The organism is Mesorhizobium sp. (assembly GCF_004962245.1).
In the GTDB taxonomy this organism is placed as follows: domain Bacteria; phylum Pseudomonadota; class Alphaproteobacteria; order Rhizobiales; family Rhizobiaceae; genus Mesorhizobium.
Window position 1 is genome coordinate 1 of the sequence record NZ_SUHQ01000036.1, and the last position, 24,808, is coordinate 24,808.

Genomic DNA, 24,808 nt, shown 5'->3' on the forward strand with positions numbered 1-24,808 from the left:
CGGAGAGCACGGCGACCAATGCCGTTACCTACACCACGCCATGGGGCACGATCTTGAATATGACCAGAACGGCATCGCCTTGCGGGTTGCCGGCGATTGGCGAAGGGGGTCGTTGTCGAATGCGCCGCTCCACTTTTGCCTGTCGATCGACCACGCCTGCCGGTGCAGGTTCGCGCTATATTGGCTCGCCAGCACGGCGAGGAGTAAAAGAAGAGCTGCGACAGTGATGGCAGTCGGCTTAGACATGAGTCTCCAATCCATGGACGGCGTGGCAGCAACGGCCCGCCTTTTGGTGTAAAATGCTTTTGATCGAGCCCCGCACTTGCCACAGGGCGCAGTCGCGAGGGCGCACAGCTATAGATGCCGGTGCGCTCTGGCGGTTTCTGGAAAGATGGCCTTGCGCCATCGGGCCCACCCCACCCAGCTGAGCGTCGTTCGCGCGGGCCGGGCAACCGCGACCGCCATTCACCACGCCGGGCGACTGACCGTCCGCCCGGCAGAGCGCTGAAGGGTCCCCGGACCTTCCGGGTTGCCGGCGATTTGGCGAAGCGGGGTCGTTGACGAGTGCGCCGCTCCACTTTTGACTGTCCATTGGCACGACTGCATGGGCGGGGGCGGCCTTTCCCGCGGCGGGTGCGCGCTATTATGGCTCGCCAGCACGGAAAGCAGCACGGCGAGGAGAAAAAGGAGAACCGCGAGAGTGGTGGCCGTTGTCTTAGACATGAGGCTCCAATCCATGGACGGCGTGGCAGCAACGGCCCGCCTTTTCGGTGTAAAATGGGTCGCTTTTGATCGTGCCCCGCAGTTGCTACAGGCGCACAGGTGCGGGTGCGATCTGGCGGTTTCTCAAATACGGCTTTGCGCCATCGGGCCCACCCCAATAGCTGAGCGTCGTTCGCGCGGGGAACTGCGTTCACCACGCCGGGCGACTTGACCGTCCACCGCCAGAGCGCTGAACGGTCCGCTAGTGAGGCGCTCCCCGAATCGTCGTTTATCCCGCTCGCCCCAGACCGGGCGACAGCCAGCGTTGCCGCTACGCTGCGGAGAAATATCGTCAGCGCGTGGCATTCGGACATAAGCTGATCGACGCCAAGAATAAGACCCACGGAGGTGACCGGTGCGGCCGGAACAAGAAAGAGCGTTGCAGCCATTGTGACGAGGCCTGCACCGGTAATGCGGGTTGTTCCGTTCGAAGGGAACAATGCGACGAACAGCATGAGGATCCGGCAGCCGATCGGCAGATCAGTTTTCGTCGTCTGGGCGATGAAGAGGGCGGCGAGCATCATATTCGTGCCGTCCAGATTGAATGGAATGAGACCCACGACCGAATGCGTGGCGCCGGCCTTTTCCATCTTCTCCATGAGCGAGGGCAGCGCGGCCTCCGAGGAGGACGTTGCGAGCAGCAGCTCGTCCTTGATGTATCGGACGAGAGAGAAGATCGAGCGGCCGTTGTAGCGGCAGACCGCGCCGAACAGGACCGAGAAGAACAAGACTTGCAGGATGTCGCCTTCCGCGAAGGCACTGGCAATGGTTGATGGGATGATGTTCATCAGGAAGCTGGTCACGGACTGCTCGTGAGCCGTGGCCACATAGCCCTTAACGGCTTGGACATCGAGCGAGGCCGGATCGATGTTGAGGCCGGCGCCAGGCTGAACGATATTCGCGACAATCAGTCCGACAACGAGTGCAAGTGTCGAGAAGGTGAGGAAATAAACCATCGCCTTGGCGGCAACTCGGCCGACCTTCTGCAGATCGCTCATGCCGGCAATGCCGGTCGCTATTGTCAGGAAGATGACAGGTACGGTGATTATCTTGACGACATCGACGAAGGCATCGCCGAGCGGCTTCAGGCTCTGGCCGGTCTCCAAATGGAAATAGCCGATTGCAGCACCCAGGATTATGGCGGCAAGCATCTGCACGTAGGCCCGGGCAAAATGGCGCTTGCGGGCCGCTGCGTTGGCTATGGGGACTTGTGGAACCAACACCGTTTCTCTCCTTGACCGGATCGGGGTGGGGCTCCTCCTTCTCCCATGCAGTGCTCCGGTCGAACGCTGCGCCCACTTCGGCGCAAGCGATGTGCCAAATAGCAAAGAGGGGAAAACGCGCAGGACCTCTCACGCAGTGCTTGTTCGCTCTCCCGCACTCGCGCTGCGGTTGCCAGTCAACTATGGAAGGGTCCGTTCTTGGGAATTCCAAAGGTCGCTCTTTGCTTCGGCGCAGCTTGGCTGGCTGGAAGGTTCCCTGTTTGCCTTGGGGTCTGGGACCTGCGTCCAGATGGTCAACATTTTCCTGCGCGCCGCACGGGGCTCCAAAGATTCAATCGAGGACGGGCCCTCTTCGAAAACGGCGGCAGCGTTGGTCAAGCCCTTCCACCCTGCTGTCCCACCAAGGGTGTTCAGAAGCTCAGTTCACGATTAAGCGATGGATCAGCGTCATCTGGCGTTTGCGCCATCGCGGCGGCGTTGCAAGGGGTCTGCCAAGGATGAGCAAGCCGCGAGGCAGGGCCCGAGACCTAGACTCCATCCTCATCAACAGCGCTCGGCTCGCGTTAGGAATGTTCGAACCGCAGCACGATCAGGTGGCCACACCGTTGGTCGGAACCGGAACCCGACGAATGATCGTTCGTGACCGACATCTGTGAACAAGCAGTGTGTGTCATTGCAATCACCACCCATTGCGCGCAATTGCCCATATGGCCGTGAATGAACTGGATTTGGTGATTTTCCAGATGGCGGTGGAAAGCGTCCGCTTGCTCTCTTCAAGCTTTGATGAGAAGGCGGCTGAGATAGCCACGAGGAGCCGTGGTAGCCTTCTTTTCGACGTGCGGGTTGACGGTGACCTGGAGGTCCAGCGAGTCGCAGCCATTGGATATCCAGGCGACAAGATCGGTGTGGTGGCATTGGACCGAGAGGGCCTTGTTAGCTGCTGTTGCCTTGTCAATGGCACCTTCTCACCTTTCATTGCACCATTGGAGAACTGGACCAGCATGCCCCTGTCCATGCAGGCCCAGATCGATGTCACAGGCTATGCGAGGCTCCTTCTGGCCGCCCTGCGAAATGCTGGACATATGCTGGGCAGGTAGCATCACCGATGATGTCTGTGATGAGATGGTGCAGACGGCTGGATGAGGCGATCGCTTGCCGGCAGCTTTGGCCGCCAAGCGATCGGTGAGTTCGCAATGCTGGACACGTCCTGTAGACTCTGCCAGTTAAGTTAGCGGACAACCATCTGACGAATGCCCGATCTGACAGTCTGGACGGCGCGGCATGCCCTCCTAGGAATGCAGCCGTGGTTCTACTCCCTCGGCTGTTTTTGCGTCGAAGGCGACGGGCACACCGTGAACGATGGACGTCGCCGCCACCAATTCCTCAACTCGCGATCGGTCGCTTTGCACGCCGGCATAAGCGTTCGAATGGCGCGGATCGCCTGGGCGGTGGAGAGGAACCGGGCCTTGCCTCTGGACAGAACATAGGCTTCGGCGGCTTTTTCACCCGCCTCCCTGAAACTCTGACTGACACGATCTAGGACGGGAGTTCGGCAGCCTTCAAGCCTATGTCCGATACCGGACAATCAGGCAGCGGTGGCCAGGCCGAAATAACGTTGCTCCTCCTCGCCGTAAGCGCCATGCGTGAGTTCCATCAATCCGACGCGGTCGATAATCGTGACCTCGCCGCGCTTGGCACGGACAAGTCCTCGATATTCAAGCATTTGCAGGGCCGTGGTGACCCCGGGACGGCGGGCGCCGAGCATGGTCGCCAGAAATTCATGCGTCAGGTAGATCTTGTCTCCGTCAGAGCGGTCATGGATCATCAGCAACCAGCGGGCCAGCCGTTCCTCGATTTTGGAGTGGCCATTGACCAGTGCCGTCCGGGACGACTGGACAAGGAACGCGTGGGCATAGTCCAGCACTGACGTGCGCAGCGACGGGCTTTCCGCAACCGCAGGACGAATGATTTCAACCGGCAGGCGCCAGCCATTGCCTGCGACCTGGATATAGGTCTCGTTGGAAGAGCTGTCCTGTCCGAGAATGAGGGCAATTCCTGTCATCCCGTCATATCCGATAATGCCGACTTCACATTGCCGTCCGCCGGTCATGGTGGCGACCACCGAGGCGATGCCCCTCTCGGGAAAATATCCATTCCTGATCGGCTGATGCGCGATCTCCAACTGAGCCTTGATGTCCAGTTCGACGCGATGCAGCGATGGTCGCAACAGCGCGAAGTCCTCCGGCGAAAGGGATTTCAGCACCCGGTTGCGAAAAAGGGATTCGGGCAAGGCTCTCTCTCATGCGGGCAAGAGCGCGTACCTCTTACTGTCGGCTGCATCCGAAGTAACTGACGGCCGATGCCAAGCATAGGCTTCGAAACGCGCGATTGCAAAGCCCTGTCGGGGCAGTGCAGCCATGCTAGAAGTCGCGCGGCCTTACGATAGGCGCGGATGACATGATTCCCTTCTGCGGCCACCAAGAACGGCTCGGGCACGCTTTAATCATTCATACACAAGCTCGCAGGAATGTAAGCGGCGGAACAGTCGGGTGATTCGTGCCGCCCTGCCCTTTCAGAAATCAAGTCATTGGACGTCAATTCGGGCTGGAACGCCTCGTCGCGGAACGGCACAGGAAACGCAGCCGGATCAGCAATGGTGGTTCACCTTATGTGCGGTCCGGATGTGCGGTCCGGCGGCTCATCGCCCAATGGCTTGTCGAGGGGAAGTGGAACTCGTCATGTCGCCGCGAACCGTCACCGCGCTAAGCGGCGCTTTTGAAGACGCCGGTGTTTTCTTTGTGGAACTGAAACTGTGAGGTGATTGATGCATGACTCAAACATTTGCGTATTTCCGCTGCATCGGCGACGCACATTGGTCGAAAGTATCGCCCAGGCCCTCGAGACCAAGAACGGCGAGGCGGCGAGTGCGTTCTGGCGCTGTGCTGCCAAGAAAATGCTCATTCAATTGTCCGATGTAGGAATTGCGCCAGAGTTCGCTGCGCAGGAGGTTGGAAGGCTTCTTCATGCGGTCTTGGACGATATGGCCAACCGAACGGTAATGCACATAGCATAGGCTTGGGCGCTGTTGGATCGCGCGTCAGCTCGGGTCCTTATCGGGGGACTGCTCCGACTGGCCGACGGTCCGGCCAAACCGGCATACCGGCAAAGGTTTGAGGTTGGGATCGCTCACGGCGGCCGGTCCAATATTCCAAGGCGATCTCAGAAGCCACATTGGCTTCTTTCCAAGCGGACGGGCGCCACTTTGGCGTGCTCACGCTGGACTGCGGGTTGCGCCTACGGAAATCCGAAGTCCGGCCGCGCGAGTCGATCGACCGGAACAGTCGAATGCTCGTGGGGCCGGGTCCGCTCAGCTTGACGGCGGGCGGTGGCGGCCGTGAGCAGACTTAACCCAGGTCACGGCTGACCATCCGCAGGCGCTATGCCGATTGGACGAGAACTGGTTGCCACAACACCGGCCCGTTCAGGCGTCCCCTCCAGCGGATGCGCAAGAGACTGGCGTAGGAAATCTCGAGGAAGCCGGCGACTGCCTCGGTGTTGCCGACCTGCTGGGGCTGTCCGATACGTGACAACGGCCAGGTCGCGAGACGAAGGATCCTTTCGATGCGCGTATCTGTCACCGTTACGATCCCGGAGAGATTGTTGGCCAAGCCGAATTCGATGATGCCCGCGAAGAGCTCGTAGGTTGCTTGTGCCAGGCCGCCAGCAGCCTTCGGCGCTGTCGCAGGGAGATCGAGCGCGAAACGACTACTCTCCCAGATATCGGCACTCGCAGGGACCACCATCTCATCCAGCAGCGCCGGAAACGTATCGCGCAACATAGTCGGTCCGGTGGTCGGCAAAAGGCGGACGCAGCCGCAAGTTCGCCAATCGGACCCCTTGAGAAGTAGGTAGACGGGGTTCAGGCTGTCAAACGGGTCCGTTTCCATTTCGCCTTCGGTCTGCACTTCCCAATCGAGCCGCTTCTTGAAAACCCGATACCTAAGCCCGTGCATTTCCCTGAGTTCGCTCGCGAACTCGGCGTAGCAGTCGGGTGTTATCAGCTGCATCATTGTCGTCTCCGTGCGGGATGTGTCCACGCAATCGAAGGGCAAAGCCGTCATGAATGCAGCCTGTAGACCTTTACAGCTAGCCTTGGAGAGGATCAGGATCTCGCCCGAGCAGCCATCCGCACTATGGCCTGGTTGATGGTTCGCACGCCAAGCTTCGCCTTGGCGTTTTCCTGATGGAAGGTCACGGTGCGTTTCGAGACACCGAGAATCTGGCTGATATCCCAGGCCGACTTGCCGCACGCCGCCCATTTCAGGCACTCGAACTCCCGCGGGGTGAGCGTTATGCCATCTACCACGCAATCTTCGGCGAGCCTGCGCCGGGCATGGATATGAACGTTGATCGCAACCAACTGCATTGCTTTTTCGTAGCGCGTCAGCGACCTCAAAAGTGGCGGATGCGCCTCGTTGGAGGCGAAGGTCAGTGCGGCGAACCGGCCGCGATGATCATGCATCGACATGGTCAGTCCGCCGCGAATGCCGAACTCAGCTGCTTTTTCCAGGACTTCCTGCTGCGAGGTCGGCAAATAACGGTGATCGCGGTCCACACCCCAGTCGAAGGTATCCCAGCCTCGCAGTCCCCGCAGGATCACGGGATCCACGCTGTGGTAGCGCAGTTGCAGGTAATGTGATGTCCATGATGATGGATAATTCGAGATCAATCGCGGCGTGTCGCCGGAAGCGGATGGGTAGGTGAAATAAGCGAAGAACGGAAAGTCGAACCCGGCTGCGGCGGACGCCATTGCCTCATGGAGATCGACGGCATCGACGCTTGCAGAGAGTTGCTCGACCAAGGTTTCAAATACGCGATGCATCTGCGCTTTGCCTACCTCGCGGAGGTTGCTGGAAGCCGGGCGGAGACGTGGTTCTAAATGATGGCCTGTCCCTGCAGGGCGTACGACGCGCCGCCGTCATCACCGCAATTGCTGTGCTGCTTCCGATTGGAGAGAGCTCCGCGCACCTGACCAACTACCGATGGGTGATATTGCGACGTTATCGATGAGCCGCGTGTCGCCAAGCCAAGCCGCAGCAAGCAAGCGTGCCGGTCGGTCAAGGCTTGCTAACGATTGCAGGTCTGTTTCTCCGCGAAGCTCCAGGTATTCGAGCTCGCGATAGCCGGCAGCCAGAATTGTTGCACGCGCTTCATCAAGCGTAGGCAGGATGGGAGAGCCGCGTGCAAGCCGCTCGGCCGTATCGAGCAGGACCGATGCTAGTTTTGGGGCAATGGCGCGTTGGGCTGGGGAGAGCCGCACGTTACGCGACGATAGCGCAAGACCATCGGCTTCGCGGACTGTCGGACAGGGCACAATAGTGATCGGAATGTCGAGGTCCCGGACCAAGCGCCTGACAAGCTGAAGTTGCTGAAAATCCTTTTCGCCAAAAAAGGCGAAGTCAGCGCCGGCCTGCAGGAAGAGCTTGGCCACGACCGTCGCCACGCCATTGAAATGGCCGGGCCGGAATGCGCCGCACAGGCATTCGCTGATGCCGGACACTGAAACGACCGTGGCGAAGCCCGCCGGGTACATTTCCTCTGCGTCCGGCACATAGAGCAGATGCGTGCCCAGCGGCGCGAGCTTGGCAGCATCTTCGCTTTCCGTCCGAGGATAGGCAATCAGGTCGGCGGGGCTGTTGAACTGCTTGGGGTTTACGAACAGCGTCACGATCACCCGCTCGGCCCTTTCAAGCGCCTTCCGCACAAGGCTCAGATGCCCGTCGTGCAAGGCTCCCATGGTCGGCACAATACCGATCGTGGCACCCGAGCGACGCCATTGCGCAACGACGGCGCGCAGCTCGCTCACAGTTCGAGCGATCGGCACGCTCATGTGAAGTCTCCGGCCTTCAAGGCGTTGACATAGAGATGTTCGACCGCCGGAAAGTGCCGGTTCCGCACATCGGTGGCGTAAGCGGCGATTGCCGCCTCAGCCTGCTCACCGAGCTCGGCATAGCGTTTGACGAACTTCGGCCGAAATGAGGTGAAGAGCCCGAGCATATCGTCGCTCACCAGAATCTGGCCGTCGCAAGCTGGCGAGGCACCGATGCCGATGGTGGGTATGTCGATATCGGCGGTTATCTGCCGTGCAAGCTGCTCCGGTATCTTTTCGAGCACCAAGGAGAAGGCGCCCGCCTCGGTTACCGCCCTGGCGTCGCGCCTGATCCGCTCTGCATCGGCTCCCCGGCCCTGCACACGATAGCCTCCGAACGTGTTTACCGCCTGCGGCGTCAGCCCCACATGGGCCATGACAGGTACGCCGCGCGCGGTAAGGAAGCGGATGGTTTCCGCGATGGTCTCGCCGCCCTCGAGCTTCACCGCTGAACAACCGGTCTCACCCATCACGCGCGCAGCGTTGCCGAAAGCGTGCTCTGGGCTTTCCTCGTAGGAACCGAAGGGCAGGTCGACGACCATCAGCGCGTGTTCAAGGCCGCGGCGAACGGCCTGTCCGTGCATGATCATCATGTCGAGCGTGACGCCCAGCGTCGACGACAGGCCGTGCCCACCATGCCGACGCTGTCGCCGACAAGAACGATGTCGCAGTGGCGATCGAGTAGCCTCGCGACCGGCGTGGTGTAGGCCGTCAAGCATACAAGTGGCGTTTGGCCTTTTCGCAATCGAATATCTGGAGGGTTAATCCCTTTTATCTCACCAGCCGCGCTCAACCGACGCCCCCTTCCCTTACGTTACCAACAGCGGGTGTCGCGTTTGGCATATTTTTGTGCGACTGCGAAGAGCTAAAAACAGTGCTTGAGTAGTACGGTGTTGACGTGCTGGCTGCCAAGGTTACATTCAATCGATTAAGGCGCTCCGTTGGGCCAACCCACTTTCGCAAACATGGATCCTCAGACAAGAAGAACCAAGAAAGGCAAAGCCGCCGTCAAAGCTGACGAAGCCAAAGTGGACCTGACTGCCGTCGTGGTCGCCGTAAACGACAGTGAGCCCTGTGTCCTCACCGTCGGTCATGCGGACACCCTCCCTTCTGGACCTTTTGCGCTTGAGCATCGATCGCTGCAGTCGGGTTTGAGGGGGTGGGTGGAGCAGCAGACCGGCCATGCACTGGGATACATCGAGCAACTCTACACCTTCGCCGATCGCGATCGCATCGGCACTGAGCGCCACCAGCGCGTCATCTCAATCAGCTATCTCGCATTGACCAGGAAGGAACAGGCAACGAACTCGGCCGCGTGCGGCTGGCAAAGTTGGTACGAATATTTTCCCTGGGAGGACCACCGCTTCGGCACGCCGCCTGTGCTGCTCGATAGATTGCGGCCCCGCCTGATTGAGTGGGCCGGCGGCGCCAGCGAGCCGACCACTCAACGCGAGCGCCGGCAGCGCGCTGCGATAGCCTTCGGCTTCGACGACCGCCATTGGAACGAGGAACTCACGCTCCAACGCTACGAGTTGCTCTATGAAGCTGCTCTGATTGAAGAGGCCGGTGGCGGCAGGGACGCGATTGCGGCCGCGGCTGGCAAACCAATGGTCGCTGACCACCGTCGTATTCTGGCAACCGGGATTGCGCGGCTGCGTTCGAAGATCAAATACCGGCCGGTCGTGTTCGAGCTTATGCGGCCTTCCTTCACGCTGCTGCAACTGCAGCGAACCGTGGAAGCTCTGGCTGGCAGGCTCATCAACAAGCCCAACTTCCGGAGACTGGTCGAGCAGCAGGATCTTGTTGAGGAGACTGGGGAGACCTCCCTCGACACGGGCGGCCGACCGGCGAAGCTTTATCGCTTCCGCCATGCCGTTCTCGACGACAGGGCTATCGCCGGGACAAAATTACCGCTGGCGCGGGCTTGACATACTTATAGTCAAGGTAGACATATTCCCTTATTGTCAAACCGAATATAATCGAGGCGCCAATGGCTGGGGCGTTACCTATGGCTGCGTCCCTGTATGAGCGTGTCCGGCGGGTGATCCCTCCCGTTGAATGGCTCGCGTTCGCCGGCGATATTGAAGCCATCTTAGCGCTGAAGCGTGAGCGCAATGCGGTGGTGCTGGCGCACAATTACCAGACGCCCGAAATTTTTCATTGCGTGGCAGACATCGTCGGCGACAGCCTGGCGTTGGCCCACAAGGCGGTGACGGTCGACGCCGACATCATCGTGGTTGCCGGCGTTCATTTCATGGCCGAGACGGCAAAACTGCTCAATCCGAACAAGACCGTGCTCATCCCGGATCTCAGCGCCGGCTGCTCGCTGGCCGAATCGATCACGGCAGACGACGTGCGGCTAATGCGGCTGCGGTATCCGGGGGTCCCCGTTGTTACTTACGTCAACACTTCGGCCGCCGTAAAAGCGGAGTCCGACATCTGCTGCACGTCCGGCAACGCGAAGGCGGTGGTGGAATCGCTTGGCGTGGCGCGTGTGCTGATGCTGCCGGACGAATATCTGGCGAGGAACGTGGCAGCCGATACAGACGTCGAGATCATCGCCTGGAAAGGCCATTGCGAGGTGCATGAGCGCTTCACCGCAGCAGACATTCGGGAACTGCGCGATGCCCATCCAGGCGTCATCGTGCTGGCCCATCCAGAATGCCCACCAGACGTTGTCGCGGAGGCGGAGTTCTCCGGCTCGACCGCAGCGATGTCGGATTATGTCGAGCGGGAGAAACCGACGCGTGTCGTCCTTCTGACCGAATGTTCGATGAGCGACAACGTCGCGGTCGCGCATCCCGACGTCGAGTTCGTTCGCCCATGCAACCTGTGCCCGCACATGAAGCGCATCAACCTGGCCAACATTCGCGCCGCGCTCGAGCAGAACCGGCATGAGGTCCGGATTGATCCCGAAATTGCCGGCCCCGCCCGCCGCGCGGTCGAGCGCATGCTTTCCCTATGAGCCTGGAGGTTCGCGACATCGCCGGGGCGCCGGTCGTCATCGGTGGCGGCATTGCCGGCCTGATGACGGCGCTTCATCTGGCGCCGGAACCGGTCGTGCTTTTGACCAACGCGCCGCTTGGAACCGGAGCCTGCAGTGAGCTTGCCCAGGGCGGTCTTGCGGCAAGTCTCGGCGGCGACGACGGCCCGGATTTTCACCTTTGCGACACGATAGCTGCCGGCGACGGACTCTGCGACGAGGCCACGGTGCGGCGAGTGGTCCGAGCTGCACCCGAAGCGATTAGGACGATCCAAAGGTTCGGCGTCGCCTTCGACCAGCACCCTGACCGCGCGTTGCGACTTGGGCTCGAGGCGGCACACTCGCGACGGCGGATTGTGCATGCAGCCGGCGACGCCACCGGTCGCGAGTTGGTGCGCGTGCTCATCGCCGCGGTTCGGCGTACAGCCTCGATCACCACTATCGAAAATGTGGAGGTCCGCCGGCTGGTCGTGCAGGACGGGTCGGTCATCGCCGTGGTCGCCGCAGGACGAGCCGGCGCGCTCGCTCTGCCCACGCGTCGCGCGGTGCTGGCGACCGGCGGCGTCGGCGGGCTGTTTTGCGACACGACAAACCCCGCTGGCTCATGGGGTCACGGGCTGGCGCTCGCCGCATGGGCGGGGGCGGAACTCGCCGACTTGGAATTCATACAGTTCCATCCAACTGCGCTCGACGGTCCGCGCCGGCCGATGCCGCTGGTGAGCGAAGCCGTGCGTGGCGAAGGCGCGGTGCTCATCGATGAGCGAGGAGAGCGCTTCCTCGCTGACACACCTGGCGGTGAACTTGCGCCTCGCGACGTCGTAGCGCGCGCCATTTGGCACCAGCTTGCCGTTGGACGCCGCGTATTCCTGGATGCACGGCAAAGTCTCGGCCCGAGATTTGGCAAGCGTTTTCCAGGCATCGCCGAATTGTGCCGGAGCGCAGGGGTCGACCCCGCGACCGACCCGATCCCGGTGCGCCCGGCGGCACATTATCACATGGGCGGCGTCGCCGTAGACAGCGCCGGCCGCAGCTCCATCGAGGGATTGTGGGCCTGCGGTGAGGTCGCCTGTACCGGCCTGCACGGCGCCAACCGCCTGGCCAGCAACTCGCTCACCGAAGCGGCGGTCACCGCGAGCTGGGTTGCCGAAAGCGTTGCCGGCACGTCGTATACCCGGCGACCGCGCAGATGCTCCACATTCGTCCCTCCACGACCAGACGCTTCCGCGGTCCGCCCAATTGTCTCCGCCGCCCTGGGTATCATCCGCGACGGCGAGGCAATGCGCGAAGCGGTGGCGACCCTGCTGCCGATCGCAGCTGACAATGTCGCTGCCTCTGGTCCGGCTTTGGTCTCACTGATGATCGCCGTGGCGGCCCTGGGGCGGGAAGAGAGTCGAGGCGCGCACTGTCGGTCCGATTTCCCGCTCCACGATGCCGACGCGCGCCCATCACGGCTGACACTGCACAGCGCAATGCGGGCCGCGGCCGCACTCGATTGCCGGGCTACCATACGGAGCACCTGATGTGATTTCATTCTCCCCCCTCCCCGCGACCCTGATCGAACCGATTGTGCGCGGTGCGCTCCTCGAAGACCTGGGCAGATGCGGCGACCTGACCAGCGATGCGGTTATCCCGCATGATTGCACTGCCACGTTGGTGCTCAGATCGAGGCAGGCGGGCGTCGTTGCCGGGCTCGATCTGGTCTCGTACGCCTTCCTGCTCGTGGAACCGGCGATCAACATCCAGATCTGGCGCCCTGATGGCAGCGATGTCGGGGCCGGGGAAACCATTGCAAGATTGTCCGGACCCGCGCGAGGCCTGCTCACGGCCGAACGCACTGCCCTCAATTTCTTATGCCGGCTGAGCGGCATTGCCACTGCCACAGCGGCGATGGTTGAGGCCGTGCGCGGTCACAAGGCGAGGATCGTATCGACGCGAAAGACGACGCCCGGCCTGCGGGTATTGGAAAAATACGCCGTGCGCGTCGGCGGCGGTGCCAATCACCGCTTCGGCCTCGATGACGGCGTGCTCATAAAGGACAATCACATCGCGATCGCCGGCGATATCCGCACAGCAATAGAGCGGGCGCGCGCCGCCGCAGGGCATATGGTGAAGGTCGAGGTTGAGGTCGACACGCTGAAGCAGCTCGATGCAGCGCTCGCGATTGGTGTTGACGCGGTGCTGCTCGACAATATGTCGGTCGAGGATCTTGCCCGCGCGGTTTCTATAGTGGGTGGCCGTACGATCACCGAGGCTTCCGGTCGGGTGACGCCGAAAACGGCGGCGGCGATTGCGGCGACCGGTGTCGATCTCATCTCCATGGGATGGCTGACGCACAGCGCCCCGATCCTCGACATCGGCCTGGACATGCCGGACCACCAGAACATCTGCAAGCATTTGAACTGAGGATTACGGCATGAGGAGCAACATCAGCTCGGCAGGCGTAGGAAGGCGGTGGAAAGACGTGCCGCAGCTCGCCTTTTAGCGAGTGCGCTCCAAAGCCAAGTCGGACCGAGCTTGCCGGTCGACAGACTCCTGAAGGCGTACCGGACTAGCAACAAAGGTTTGACGATGACGGTTGGAATGAACTCGGAGTTCGACGTGAACCAGACCATGCAATCGGTCGATGGAACGCCTCCGCGATGGAACCGCAAAGAGGCTGAGGCCATCTACGGCATGCCATTCAACGATCTGCTGTTCCTAGCTCAGACGATCCACCGCCAGAACTTCGATCGAAACCGAGTGCAGCTGTCGCGGCTCCTTAGCATCAAGACCGGCGGCTGCCCCGAAGATTGCGGCTATTGCAGCCAGTCTGCGCATTACGAAACCGGGGTGAAGGCGTCGAAGCTGATGAACGTCAAGCATGTCATCGACGAAGCGGCCAAGGCGCGTGATGGCGGCGCAACGCGCTATTGCATGGGCGCAGCGTGGCGAAGTCCCAAGGAGCGCGACATGGACGTTGTGGTCGCCATGATCGAGGGCGTCAAGGCGCTCGGCATGGAGACCTGCATGACGCTCGGCATGCTCGATCTTGAGCAAGCTGCTCGCCTGAAGCAGGCCGGTCTCGACTACTATAACCACAACATCGATACCTCTGAGCGCTACTATGGCGAGGTTATTTCAACCAGGACTTTTGCCGACCGGCTGGAAACGCTTGGGCACGTGCGCGCGGTTGGGATGAAAGTCTGCTGCGGCGGCATCGTCGGGATGGGAGAAGAAAAGACCGATCGCATCGACATGCTGGTCACGCTCGCGAACCTGCCCGAGCCGCCGGAAAGCGTGCCGATCAACATGCTTATTCCCATCGAAGGCACGCCGCTTGCCGCGGCCGACGCCATCGATCCGATCGATTTCGTCCGCATCGTTGCGCTCGCGCGGGTGATGATGCCGAAATCCTGTGTAAGGCTGTCCGCCGGCAGGACGGCGATGAGCGACGAAACGCAGGCGTTGTGCTTCTTTGCCGGCGCTAACTCGATCTTTGTCGGCGACACGCTGCTGACGGCGGACAATCCCGGCGAGGACAAGGATAGCCTTCTGTTCCAGCGTCTCGGCATCGAGCCGATGGAACTCGCCACGCAATGAACGAGGCAATTCTTGCCCGCTATGACGCATCCTTGCGCGGACTGGCGCGCAAGGACCGGTTGCGGACGCTCGCACCGCGCGCCGGTCTCGACTTCTCGTCGAACGACTATCTCGGACTTGCCGCCTCCAAAAGACTTGGCGAAGCGGTTGCGGCGGCGATTGCGCGGGGCACGCCGGTTGGCGCCACCGGGTCGCGGCTGTTGCGCGGCAACGCACCGGAACATGAGCAACTGGAGGCGGACGCCGCGGCATTCTTCGGCGCCGACCGTGCGCTGTTCTTTGGCAGCGGCTACATCGCCAACTTCGCCCTGTTGACCGCGCTGCCGCAGAAAGGCGACCTGCTGGTCCTCGACGAACTCGCCCATGCCAGCATGCATGAGGGCGCGCAGGCCGGGCGCGCCGAGTTCAAGCTGGCCGCGCACAACGACGTCGACGCTGTCGAGGACGCAATCACCCGCTGGCGCGCCGAAGGCGGCACGGGGCGCGTGTGGATCGCCGTCGAAAGCCTTTACAGCATGGATGGCGACCGCGCGCCGATGGAGAGCCTGGTCGCGATGGCCGATCGGCACCAGGCATTCATCGTCGTCGATGAAGCGCATGCCACCGGCATCTGGGGACCGGACGGCCGGGGACTGGCCGCCGCGTGCCAAGGCCGCGACAACATCGTCACGCTCCACTCATGCGGCAAGGCGCTCGGCGCATCCGGTGCACTCGTCACCGGGCCGAGGACACTGTGCGATTATCTCGTCAACCGGTGCCGGCCGTTCATCTACGCCACCGCGCCCTCGCCGCTGATGGCGGTCGCGGCGCGCGAAGCGCTGACTATTCTGTCCGACGAGCCCATGCGCCGCGCTCAGCTGCAGGAACGCGTTGCCTGCGCCGGCCGCCAATTGGCCGAGCGCTGCGGCGTCGTACCCAGCGGCTCGCAGATCCAGCCATTTGTCATCGGCGACGTTGGGCGCACCATGGCGGTGGCGGCGGCCCTGCAGGCACGCGGCTTCGACATACGCGGCATACGTCCGCCGACGGTGCCCGAGGGCACATCGCGCCTGCGCATTTCGCTGACGCTCAACGTCGACGAGACCGACATTTCCGCCATGGTCGAGGCTCTCGTTGAGGTGTTGGCCACAGCATGACCAAACGCATCGTCGTCACCGGAACAGACACCGGAATTGGCAAGACAGTATTTTCGGCCGGACTTGCCGGGCTGCTCGACGGCTTCTACTGGAAGCCGGTGCAATCGGGCCTCGACGAGGAGACTGACAGCGAGGTCGTCGCCCGGCTTTCCGGCTTGCCCGACGGACGCGTGCTGCCCGAAGTCTATCGACTGACGATGCCGCTGTCGCCGCATCGATCAGCCGAAATCGACGGCGTCGCGATCGAGGCCGACGATCTTTCATTTCCGGTCCTGCCGACACCGCTCGTCATCGAAGGCGCCGGCGGGCTGATGGTGCCGCTCAATCGACAGACAAGGTTCATTGACATATTCGAACAATGGCGGCTGCCGGTCATACTGTGCGCCCGCACCGCGCTCGGCACCATCAATCATACGCTGTTGTCGATCGAGGCCCTGAGAGCCCGCTCCATCCCGCTCATCGGCATTGCCTTCATGGGCGAAGAGGTGGCCGATACGCAAAGGACAATCGTGGAATTCGGCGGCGTGCCGCAGCTCGGCAGGCTGCCGCACCTCGGTCCGCTGACGGGTGAAACGTTGAGAGATGCAATGATTTCCGGCTTCGACCTGGCCATGATTGCCGGAGGCGACTGATGGCGCAGTCTCGAGTCTGGCATCCGTTCACGCAGCACGCGCTAGAGCCCTCGATCCCTGAAATCGTGCTGACTGAAGGCGCCTATCTCCACAAGGCCGACGGCTCCCGCATCCTGGATGCGATTTCTTCCTGGTGGGTCGTCACTCATGGCCACCGCCACCCCCGCATCATGAAGGCCATCGAGACGACCGCGTCGAACCTCGACCAGATCATCTTCGCGGGCTTTACCCACGAGCCGGCCGAGCGCCTGGCCGAGGCGCTTGTCGGCCTCGCACCCGCCGGCCTTGACCGGGTGTTCTATTCCGACAGTGGCTCGACCTCAATCGAAGTCGCGCTGAAGATGGCGCTCGGCTATTTCCGCAACATCGGCGCGCCGCGTTCGCGCATCGTCGTCATGGAGCACAGCTATCATGGTGACACGATCGGGGCGATGAGCGTCGGCGCCCGTGGCGTGTTCAACGCCGCCTACGAGCCCTTGCTGTTCGAGGTCGACACCATCCCCTTCCCGGCCGCCGGGCGCGAGCAGGAAACGCTGGATCGGTTCGAGGCACTCTCCCGCGACCGGCGCGCCGCCGCGCTGATCGTCGAGCCGCTCGTGCTCGGCGCCGGCGGCATGCTCATGTATCCGGCCTGGGTTCTGACCGAATTGAAGAGGATCACTGAGGCCGCCGGCACGCTGCTGATCGCCGATGAAGTGATGACCGGCTGGGGGCGCACCGGAACCATGTTCGCCTGCGAACAGGCGTCCGTCTCGCCGGACATCCTGTGCACCTCGAAAGGTCTGACCGGTGGTACCATCCCGCTGGCCGCCACGATCGCCACCGATGCCATCTTCCAGGCTCACTATTCCGAGGATCGCAAGAAGACGTTTTTCCATTCGAGCTCCTACACCGCCAATCCGATTGCATGCGCGGCGGCACTTGCCAATGTCGAGATCTGGCACGACGAGCCGGTGGCCGATCGGATCGCGGCCTTGAGCGAGCGACAGGCCGCCGGGCTTCGACGCTTTCGCGACAACCCTCGCTTCACCGATTGCCGGACAACCGGCACCATCGCGGCACTCGACCTACGCACCGGCTCAGCCGGTTATCTGGCCGAGATCGGGCCAAAACTGCGCGCTTTTTTTCTTGAGCGCGGCCTGCTCGTGCGCCCGCTCGGCAATGTCCTGTACCTTCTGCCGCCCTATTGCATTACCGGCAACGAGTTGGATGGGCTCTATGACGCCATCGAGGAGGCCGGCGAACGCTTCGGCTCAAAGCCATGAGCCGATCATCGCGCATTCTCGGGCTTGGCCATCATGCGCCCGCGCGCAAGGTGGAGAATCCGGAAATCGAAGATCGTCTCGGGCTTGAACCCGGCTGGATCGAGCGGCGCACCGGGATACGGTCGCGCTTCTGGGCAGCGGACGAAGACACGCTGTCGGCCCTTGCCGCGCACGCCGGCGACATGGCGCTGACCAATGCCGGTATCGACCGCGGCGACATCGGCCTGCTGTTGCTCGCTACCTCCACACCCGATCATCTTCTGCCGCCAAGCGCGCCCCTGGTCGCACATCGGCTGGGACTAGGTCGCGCCGGCGCGATCGACCTGACCGGCGCTTGCGCCGGCTTCATCTATGCGCTGATGTTCGCCGACGGGTTCACTCGCCTGCATGGCAAAGCGAGCCTTGTCATTGCCGCCAACATCCTCAGCCGCCGCATCAATCCGGCCGAGCGCGCCAGCGCCGTGCTGTTTGCCGATGCCGCCGGCGCGGTGGTGATCGGTCCGTGCGATGACCCGGATCGAGGCATTCTCGGCGCTTCGGTGGATTCGGACGGCTCGCGTTACGGGCTGATCCAGATTCCTGCCGGTGGAAGCAACAATCCGTTCCATGGCGGCCTCGACCTCGAGCAGACCCGGATGACGATCACCGATGGCCGCGAAGTGTTCGCCAAGGCCGTGGAGATGATGACCGCCTGCTCGAGAGATGCGCTCACTGCTGCCCGACTGAGGCCGCAAGACCTCGATCGTTTCGTGCCGCATCAGGCCAATGCTCGCATTTTCGACGCGGTCGGCAGGAACCTCGGCATCACAGATCACTCGATGGTCAAGACGATCGCCGAATATGGCAACTCTTCCGCCGCGACGATCCCGCTCTCGTTGTCGCTCGCCCATCGGGCGCAGCCGTTTCGGCCTGGCGAGAAAGTCCTCTTGGCGGCAGCGGGTGCGGGTCTCAGCGGCGGCGCGCTTGTCGTGGGAATTTAGCAAAGCAACGCTTGCGCATAGGACTGCTCATGAATGAGACTATGAGAATGGCTCAATACGCAAATAGTCGCCGGCAAGCTCCATAGAGCTGGGTTCCGTGCGGTGCTCCGCGATGTCTAAGTATCGACCCACTTGCTCAAATCGCAGCGCTCATCGAAGGCCAGCAAAACCTCATGCAGAGCGAAAATCCTCAACCGCCCGTTTCAAAGACGCTCGCCCCATTTCGAAACAAGGTGTTTCGCTCAATTTGGACGGCCACCCAGATTTCCAGCCTCGGTTGGCTAGTGCAAACGGTCGCCATCAGTTGGCTTATGGCAACGATTTCAGCGTCCGACCTTATGGTGGCTCTCGTCCAGGCCGCATCCACACTGCCGGTGTTCTTCCTCTCAGTTTTCGCCGGAGCCATTGCCGACAACTTCAGCCGCCGGTGGGTGATGTTTGCGGGACACTGCCTGATAGCATCGGCGTCGATGACGCTGATGATTTCTGTGGGTCTGGGATTTGTCAGTCCTTGGCTGATTCTCGGGTTAGGTTTCCTGGCCGGCTGCGGCTTTGCCTTGAATGATCCGGCCTGGCACGCTTCGGTCGGCGATATCCTTCACAAACGCGACATTCCGGCCGCAGTGACGCTTATGTCCGTCGGATACAACATTGTGCGCAGCGTTGGTCCGGCCTTAGGGGGCGTGATCCTGGCCGTCTTTGGGCCGCTGGCCGCTTTCGCCTTGGCTGCGGTGAGTGATCTGGCGCCTATAAGCGCGATATGGCGCACCAAATGGGAGGTCCGCTCTTCGCCTCTCCCTCGTGAGAGAATGACGACGGCAATTCATGACGGAGTGCGCTTTACGGCGATGTCTTTGGAGATCAGGGCAGCGACCGCCCGAGCAGCTCTTTTCGGATTGGCAAGCATCTCCATTCTGGCGTTGCTCCCTCTCGTCGTCCGGGATCAGTTGAAGAGTGGGCCAATTGTCTACGGTATCTTATTGGCCGGCTTCGGCATGGGTGCTTTCATCGCGGGCATGGGCAACGGCTTCTTGAGGAAGGTCACGTCTCAAAACAGGCTGGTGGCCTTCGCCTCTGTGGCTTGTGCAGTCTGTTGCCTCTCCCTTGCCCTGACATCGTCGGTTCCTGTGGCGGCCATTTCGCTGGCGCTCGGCGGAGCGGGTTGGCTTGTCACCTGGACGGGCATTGACGTGTCGGTGCAGTTGGCAAGCCCAAGGTGGGTTGTAGGCCGCACGCTCTCCATTTACTACGCCTTGAGCGCAGGCGGTATGGCTGCTGGCAGCTGGATCTGGGGTTCTGTCGCGCAAAACTATTCCTTGACCTCAGCATTGGAGGGCGCCGCGGGCGCTCTGTTGCTGGTTGCAGCAGCGGGGATCGTGTTGCCGGTCCGTCCCTGGGAAGAAACGGATCAAGAAAGTTCAGTTTTTCATCCGCCGGACGTGGCTCTCGATCTGAAACCCAGAAGTGGCCCTATCGTGGCCAAGGTCGAGTATTTGATATCGGAGGAAAATATCGAGGCCTTTCTGGGCTACATGCGCACGCGGCGACACGTCCAGAGCCGTGCCGGTGCACGAAACTGGACGCTCCAGCGAAATCTGCAAACACCGTCACTTTGGACGGAGACATTCCGCACCCCCACCTGGATGGACTTTCTCCGCCTAAATCATCGACTCACCGCAGCAGATAAGGAGGTCGGCCAGCATCTCCTGTCACTGCATGAAGGAGAGGTGCCTCCGCAGACAGTGCTTTCGATTGAACGAACGACCGAGGCAATTCGTACCCGTACCTCGACAATCTTTTCTCGTCCTCCAAGATGACGCCATCAAGCTGCTATCCAGGGACAGGGTGGATCACCGGTGCTTTGCAGAGCACAGCCTCACGCCGAGAGCAGCGTGCTCCGAGTTGTGCGATCGAGCGCACCCAGGCGAGATGATGATGAACGCGGCGTCAAGTGGAGTCCCCTGCATGCGCTTGCGGAGTCTTCTGCGAGAGCCCATGCCGACGAGCGCCAAACAAGGTCTGATGCCTTCGGAGTCGTGGCCTCAACTCATCGATTCGCGAGAAAAGCATCGAATGCAGCAGCAACGGCGCGAACAACAAAGCGGTGCTCCGGCCGCACGCGGATGAAGCCGTTTTCGACGTCCACGATCCCCTCCTCAGCCAGCGTCACCAAACGCTCAACTGAATCGAGAAAACGAGCTGGTTCGATTTCGTGGGCGGCACAGATGGTCGGCACGTCGGCCTCCAAATCGCACATCAGTCGCTCGATGATTGCTGCGCGCACCCGGTCATCGTCGGTCAGCCGGTGGCCCTTTGATGTCGCCAGACGTCCACTTGCGATGTGCCGGGCGTAAGAATCCCGTGTTACTTCGTTCTGAACGTACCCCTCGCCGACTCGGCCAATAGCCGACGCGCCGAAGCCGATCACGGTTTTGCAAGTATCGGCCGAGTATCCCAGCGAATTACGCCGCAGGCGCCCGGTCTTCTGCGCTAGCGCGAGTTCGTCGTCCGGCAGAGCGAAATGATCGAGCCCGATCTCCCGGTAGCCGGCGCCAACCAGTGTCTCGGCGACAGCTGCAGCCTGTTCGGCGCGAACATCGCCGTCCGGTAGACCTGCCTGCTCGATTAGGCGCTGATTCTTTATCACGGAAGGAATATGCGCGTAGCCGAACACCGCAAACCGGTTGGGGCGCATGGCGACCGCAGCCATCGCGGTCTGGATGGCAGGACTGCACAGTCTGTTTCGGGAGACCGAAGATGAGATCGAAGTTGATATGGCCAACGCCATGCCGGCGGAGATTTTCGACGGCAGCGGCCGTCTGCACCTTACTCTGGATCCGATTGATCGCCTTTTGCACATCGGGATCAAAGCTCTGCACGCAGATGCTCGCGCGGTTGACACCGGTAGCTGCCAAGGCTTCGGCCATTTCCGGTGTGAACGTTCGGGGATCGATCTCCACGGCGATCGCAGCAGTTTTGCTGAAAGCGAAGTGGCGGCGTAGAAATTCCATCAGCGCCAAGTGCTCGGCTGGCCCGATAAGGTGAGGCGTTCCGCCACCGAAATGCACATCGCTCACCGGCAGCCCTTGCCGAACTTGCTCCGACACCAAACTGATCTCCTGACGCAGCACCGCCAAATAATTAAGGATCGGGCCGTTGCGACGGGTGACGGCGGTAGGGAAGCCGCAATACCAGCACATGGATCGGCAAAACGGAATGTGGAAATAGAGCGACACCGATTCGTCGGCCGGGAGGCCCCCCAGCCATTCCTCATAATCGTCAGCACCAACCGCCGCAGAGAAGTCTGGCACAGTCGGATAGATGGTATACCAAGGCGGCCGGGGGTCCCGGTACTTTGTCAGGATTGAGGTGTGCAAGGAGCTGTCGTCCCACGTCGCTGATCCATCATTCTTTCGTTGCGCGCTCGTCCTGTCTCTGACCTAAGTCAGTGCGTCCCGCTTTCTCCGCGTTTTCAAGGCGGAGGCGGCGATGTCGCAGTCTCGCTTGGACAGGACGGTATCAACCGAGCGCGCGTGCCATGGTCCGCCTGAGGTGATGGTGCGGTGCCGCATTCAACGTTTGAGTACGTGACGCCGACGCAGTGTGCTTGAGGCGTCTGCGGAAGAACTTTGCAATGCGAAATTCATGTCCGACGCCAAACGTCGCAACGCACCTGTCAAGCCTCGTTCAGACGCCATCCAGGTCCAGCCAGCGGCCTTCCCTGCCGGCCGAAAAACCATACCGGCTTTAGCCACCGAGACGCTCTAAAGCTGACGTCCGCTCATTTGATGAAAGGAAGGCGCCGCTAGGGGGTGCACAAGGCTCCCCAGCTTGACGTCGCTTCGAGCGATGAGCGGCGGTGTGGCTTGTCGTCAAGCGCCGGGCAGCGTGCCCCCTACCGATATCCCGAAAAGATCGACCAAGATCGCCATCCCGACGCCACACGCGGTCTGGATGAGGCCGACCATGAAAATGCGATTGGCGCGTTCGTAGATGGGGCGGCGCAAGGAACTCATGTCGAGCAGCATGGACAGCGCTCTCATCTGCAGTGCGATGCCGAGCAGGATCGGCACTACGGCGAACAGATCGTAGAGTTGCCATGGCAAGGGGTTCGCCGCCCAATGAGTGAGGAAGCCGAGCGAAAAGGCAAGCAGGATACCCACGGCAGTGATTGTGCCGTTGCGGAAAATGGTCTCGATCAGTTCTTCCTTCGGATCGTGCTCGTCCAAGCGGCTTCCTTTCGTTGCTCTTTCCGTCGAGACTAAGTTCTCGAGAATGCTGTTCATCGCCAATTACTCGAGGCGAGCCGTAGGCAACCGTTTCAGGGTGCGATCCCTTCTCGCTATCGGCCGCGCAATGTACCTGCACGCTTACAGCGGCGAAAAGGTGCTTCGGCCACCATGCGACACATCGGACGTGGACGCCCTCTGTTCCTGGCGCAGCCCTTGCGGACCGCACGCGCGCAGTAATCCTTCTCGGTAGCGCATGAAGCGGCCTCCGTTGCGGTCAGACGGGAAGCCGTCGCTGTTAAACGAGACTGTCACATATCGAACATGGCGAACCGTGTCGCACATTGCTTTTCGCAGTGACCCTCAAAAAAAGTGATTCCAGCGAGACGAAGGCGCGTCGGCCCAATTTTGGTGTCGGCCGCATCTACGCTTCAGGTTGGCATGTCGCTTGCTGCTCTATTCCGAGGCTGCAGCGGTCTGACCGGAGTGTTTCACATATAAACGATAATGAATCTCCTAGCAGAAAACACTATTATAAGTACATGTGGCTTTTTACGCTGGCTAAACTCTCGTGTCCAGCGCTTTGGAGTCCAACCATTGGAGACCACACGCACAAAATTCAGATGAACAGCTTGCTCTTACGCCTACATCCTTTTTAATCCTTCATGGAGATCTAGATATGTACATCAAGAGTCCACTTCTCGGCTTAACTGCTCTGATGGCCGCTTCCGTCGTTCGAGCAGCTGGCGCCGAGCGGGAACCGGCCGAGTACATCAAGATCTGCGACGTCCTCGGCTCGGGGTATTCCTATATTCCCAACACCGAGACCTGCCTGCGCATCGGCGGCTATGTCCGTTATGATATCGGCCTGGGTGATGTCCGATCGTACGACAGCGCAAGAACCTCGGATGTGAGAACTGGCGAGGAGCAAGGCACTTGGCGAAACAACACACGCTTCACGTTTAAAACTTGGAGCGGCCAGCAGACCGAGCTCGGCGCGTTGACGACCTATACCGAAACCCACGTGAATTTTGGCAATAGCGCTAACTCGCGTGACAGTCCTCAGAACTATGATTTCAACAGCGGCCTCGCACTGGCTTCTGCCTGGGTCGAGCTGGGGGGCCTGCGAGTTGGCAAGGACGGGTCGGCCTTCGATACGTTTGTAAGCTACGCTGGCAACGTTCTCGATAGTATGCTCGTTCGGTCGGCCGGCTTCGACACCAACGTGGCTCAGTACTACTTCGACGCCGGCAACGGCATTTCGACCGTGATTTCGCTCGAACAAGGATCGGGCTCAGCCGGTACTATCGACAGCTATATTCCGCACGTTGTCGCCGGCTTGAAATACACGCAAGGCTGGGGCTCGATCACCGGCGTCGCGGCTTATGACAGCAACTACGAAGCTTTGGCCGGCAAGATCCGTGTCGACGTCGCTGTCACAAACCAGCTGTCGCTGTTTGGACTGTTCGGCTACGGTTCCAATGGCAGTCTCAACGAGGACTCAAACGGCGCAATCGCCAATCATGTGCGCGGCTCGTACAAAATCTGGAACGGCCAGTGGGCTTTCTGGGCGGGCGCCACCTACGAGTTTGACGAGAAAACTTCGTTCAACTTTCAGGTCTCGAGTGATCAGCTCAAGAATTCTGGTTTGGCTGCAAACGTCGTCTATATGGTCGTTCCTGGCTTCACGGTCACAGCCGAGGTCGATTACGACCACTACGGCAACTTTGGCGTCGGCCCTGCCGACCCTACCACCGTCAAGGGCACGAGCAAGCCGAACAGCGTCGGCGGCATTCTCCGCTTCCAACGCTCATTTTGAAATCTCTCCAGCCGCGAGCATCTCTGGCAAAGGCACTTGCCTCGACAACGCACGCATAGAGAGCTTCTTTCGCCATCCTTGAAGTCTGCATCGACCGTCCACGGCCCATCGTACCAACTTGAGACTGAAAGGGGTGAGCCCTGTGTAATACAGCCTAGCCCTTGACCTGCCCAATGAACCGGCCAGGGGTGGTCAGTTCAAATTCGGGGCCGTTTAGAGGGCAGTGTGAGGCCGTGTCAGGTAAGTGCCACTGCTATGTCGGGACCGCGAC

At 61.1% G+C, this 24,808-nt stretch carries 18 protein-coding genes and 3 pseudogenes; 13 read left to right on the forward strand and 8 right to left on the reverse strand.

What is annotated here, in order from left to right; all coding sequences use genetic code 11:
* Positions 1-1,010 precede the first annotated feature (1,010 nt).
* A pseudogene (locus tag E5X88_RS28765) lies at positions 1,011-1,982 on the reverse strand (cation:dicarboxylase symporter family transporter); the annotation flags it as partial.
* 710 nt (positions 1,983-2,692) lie between these two features.
* On the opposite strand from E5X88_RS28765, the gene E5X88_RS28770 reads away from it, so the two are divergent.
* Positions 2,693-3,082 (forward strand): hypothetical protein, encoded by a 390-nt coding sequence (locus E5X88_RS28770; RefSeq protein ID WP_029354905.1) that lies wholly within the window; start codon positions 2,693-2,695, stop codon positions 3,080-3,082.
* 488 nt (positions 3,083-3,570) lie between these two features.
* On the opposite strand, the gene E5X88_RS28775 is transcribed toward E5X88_RS28770, so the two are convergent.
* Positions 3,571-4,167: a Crp/Fnr family transcriptional regulator gene (locus E5X88_RS28775; RefSeq protein ID WP_348632930.1), complete on the reverse strand. Its 597-nt coding sequence runs from the start codon at positions 4,165-4,167 to the stop codon at positions 3,571-3,573.
* Between the two features lie 642 nt (positions 4,168-4,809).
* Here E5X88_RS28775 and E5X88_RS28780 point away from each other — a divergent pair.
* Entirely contained in the window at positions 4,810-5,058 is a 249-nt protein-coding gene (locus tag E5X88_RS28780; protein WP_029354901.1) for a DUF6074 family protein, read from the forward strand.
* 364 nt (positions 5,059-5,422) lie between these two features.
* On the opposite strand, the gene E5X88_RS28785 is transcribed toward E5X88_RS28780, so the two are convergent.
* The 4 genes and pseudogenes from E5X88_RS28785 to panB form a co-directional block, all read right to left on the reverse strand.
* On the reverse strand, positions 5,423-6,055 hold the full coding sequence (locus tag E5X88_RS28785) for an acyl-homoserine-lactone synthase (RefSeq protein ID WP_029354900.1): 633 nt from the start codon (positions 6,053-6,055) through the stop codon (positions 5,423-5,425).
* A gap of 92 nt (positions 6,056-6,147) precedes the next feature.
* Positions 6,148-6,867 (reverse strand): LuxR family transcriptional regulator, encoded by a 720-nt coding sequence (locus E5X88_RS28790; protein ID WP_029354898.1) that lies wholly within the window; start codon positions 6,865-6,867, stop codon positions 6,148-6,150.
* Between the two features lie 99 nt (positions 6,868-6,966).
* Positions 6,967-7,875, reverse strand: coding sequence for a pantoate--beta-alanine ligase (gene panC / locus E5X88_RS28795; protein WP_091595811.1), 909 nt, complete (start codon positions 7,873-7,875; stop codon positions 6,967-6,969).
* Positions 7,872-8,707: pseudogene (panB, locus tag E5X88_RS28800) on the reverse strand (3-methyl-2-oxobutanoate hydroxymethyltransferase). Before panB ends, panC begins: the two are co-directional and overlap by 4 nt.
* 172 nt (positions 8,708-8,879) lie before the next feature.
* Between panB and E5X88_RS28805 the strand changes: the two are divergent.
* The 10 genes from E5X88_RS28805 to E5X88_RS28850 all read left to right on the forward strand — a co-directional run bounded on the left by E5X88_RS28805 (position 8,880) and on the right by E5X88_RS28850 (position 20,306).
* Entirely contained in the window at positions 8,880-9,842 is a 963-nt protein-coding gene (locus E5X88_RS28805; protein WP_091595813.1) for a hypothetical protein, read from the forward strand.
* A 62-nt stretch (positions 9,843-9,904) separates the two neighbouring features.
* Positions 9,905-10,879: a quinolinate synthase NadA gene (nadA, locus tag E5X88_RS28810; RefSeq protein WP_029354894.1), complete on the forward strand. Its 975-nt coding sequence runs from the start codon at positions 9,905-9,907 to the stop codon at positions 10,877-10,879.
* On the forward strand, positions 10,876-12,417 hold the full coding sequence (locus E5X88_RS28815) for an L-aspartate oxidase (RefSeq protein WP_029354892.1): 1,542 nt from the start codon (positions 10,876-10,878) through the stop codon (positions 12,415-12,417). Before nadA ends, E5X88_RS28815 begins: the two co-directional genes overlap by 4 nt.
* A 4-nt stretch (positions 12,418-12,421) precedes the next feature.
* Positions 12,422-13,300: a carboxylating nicotinate-nucleotide diphosphorylase gene (nadC, locus tag E5X88_RS28820; protein WP_091595900.1), complete on the forward strand. Its 879-nt coding sequence runs from the start codon at positions 12,422-12,424 to the stop codon at positions 13,298-13,300.
* Positions 13,301-13,507: 207 nt separating this feature from the next.
* Entirely contained in the window at positions 13,508-14,476 is a 969-nt protein-coding gene (gene bioB / locus E5X88_RS28825; protein ID WP_236370746.1) for a biotin synthase BioB, read from the forward strand.
* Positions 14,473-15,612 carry an 8-amino-7-oxononanoate synthase gene (locus E5X88_RS28830; RefSeq protein WP_091595817.1) on the forward strand — a complete coding sequence of 380 codons (1,140 nt, stop codon included), beginning with the start codon at positions 14,473-14,475 and terminating at the stop codon, positions 15,610-15,612. Before bioB ends, E5X88_RS28830 begins: the two co-directional genes overlap by 4 nt.
* The gene (bioD, locus tag E5X88_RS28835; protein ID WP_029354884.1) at positions 15,609-16,244 is read left to right on the forward strand and encodes a dethiobiotin synthase; all 636 of its coding nucleotides are present in this window, start codon (positions 15,609-15,611) and stop codon (positions 16,242-16,244) included. The genes E5X88_RS28830 and bioD overlap by 4 nt, the downstream gene beginning before the upstream one ends.
* Positions 16,244-17,509, forward strand: coding sequence for an adenosylmethionine--8-amino-7-oxononanoate transaminase (locus E5X88_RS28840; RefSeq protein ID WP_091595819.1), 1,266 nt, complete (start codon positions 16,244-16,246; stop codon positions 17,507-17,509). The genes bioD and E5X88_RS28840 overlap by 1 nt, the downstream gene beginning before the upstream one ends.
* Entirely contained in the window at positions 17,506-18,489 is a 984-nt protein-coding gene (locus E5X88_RS28845; protein WP_091595821.1) for a beta-ketoacyl-ACP synthase III, read from the forward strand. Before E5X88_RS28840 ends, E5X88_RS28845 begins: the two co-directional genes overlap by 4 nt.
* Before the next feature lie 173 nt (positions 18,490-18,662).
* Positions 18,663-20,306: an MFS transporter gene (locus E5X88_RS28850; protein WP_128260324.1), complete on the forward strand. Its 1,644-nt coding sequence runs from the start codon at positions 18,663-18,665 to the stop codon at positions 20,304-20,306.
* Positions 20,307-20,536: 230 nt separating this feature from the next.
* On the opposite strand, the pseudogene hemN reads toward E5X88_RS28850, so the two are convergent.
* Both hemN and E5X88_RS28860 read right to left on the reverse strand, forming a co-directional pair.
* A pseudogene (hemN, locus tag E5X88_RS28855) lies at positions 20,537-21,866 on the reverse strand (oxygen-independent coproporphyrinogen III oxidase).
* Positions 21,867-22,361: 495 nt separating this feature from the next.
* Entirely contained in the window at positions 22,362-22,718 is a 357-nt protein-coding gene (locus E5X88_RS28860) for a hypothetical protein (RefSeq protein ID WP_091595902.1), read from the reverse strand.
* A gap of 679 nt (positions 22,719-23,397) precedes the next feature.
* Between E5X88_RS28860 and E5X88_RS28865 the strand changes: the two genes are divergently transcribed.
* Positions 23,398-24,537, forward strand: a complete 1,140-nt coding sequence (locus tag E5X88_RS28865; RefSeq protein WP_236387763.1) for a porin — start codon at positions 23,398-23,400, stop codon at positions 24,535-24,537.
* Positions 24,538-24,808: the final 271 nt, after the last annotated feature.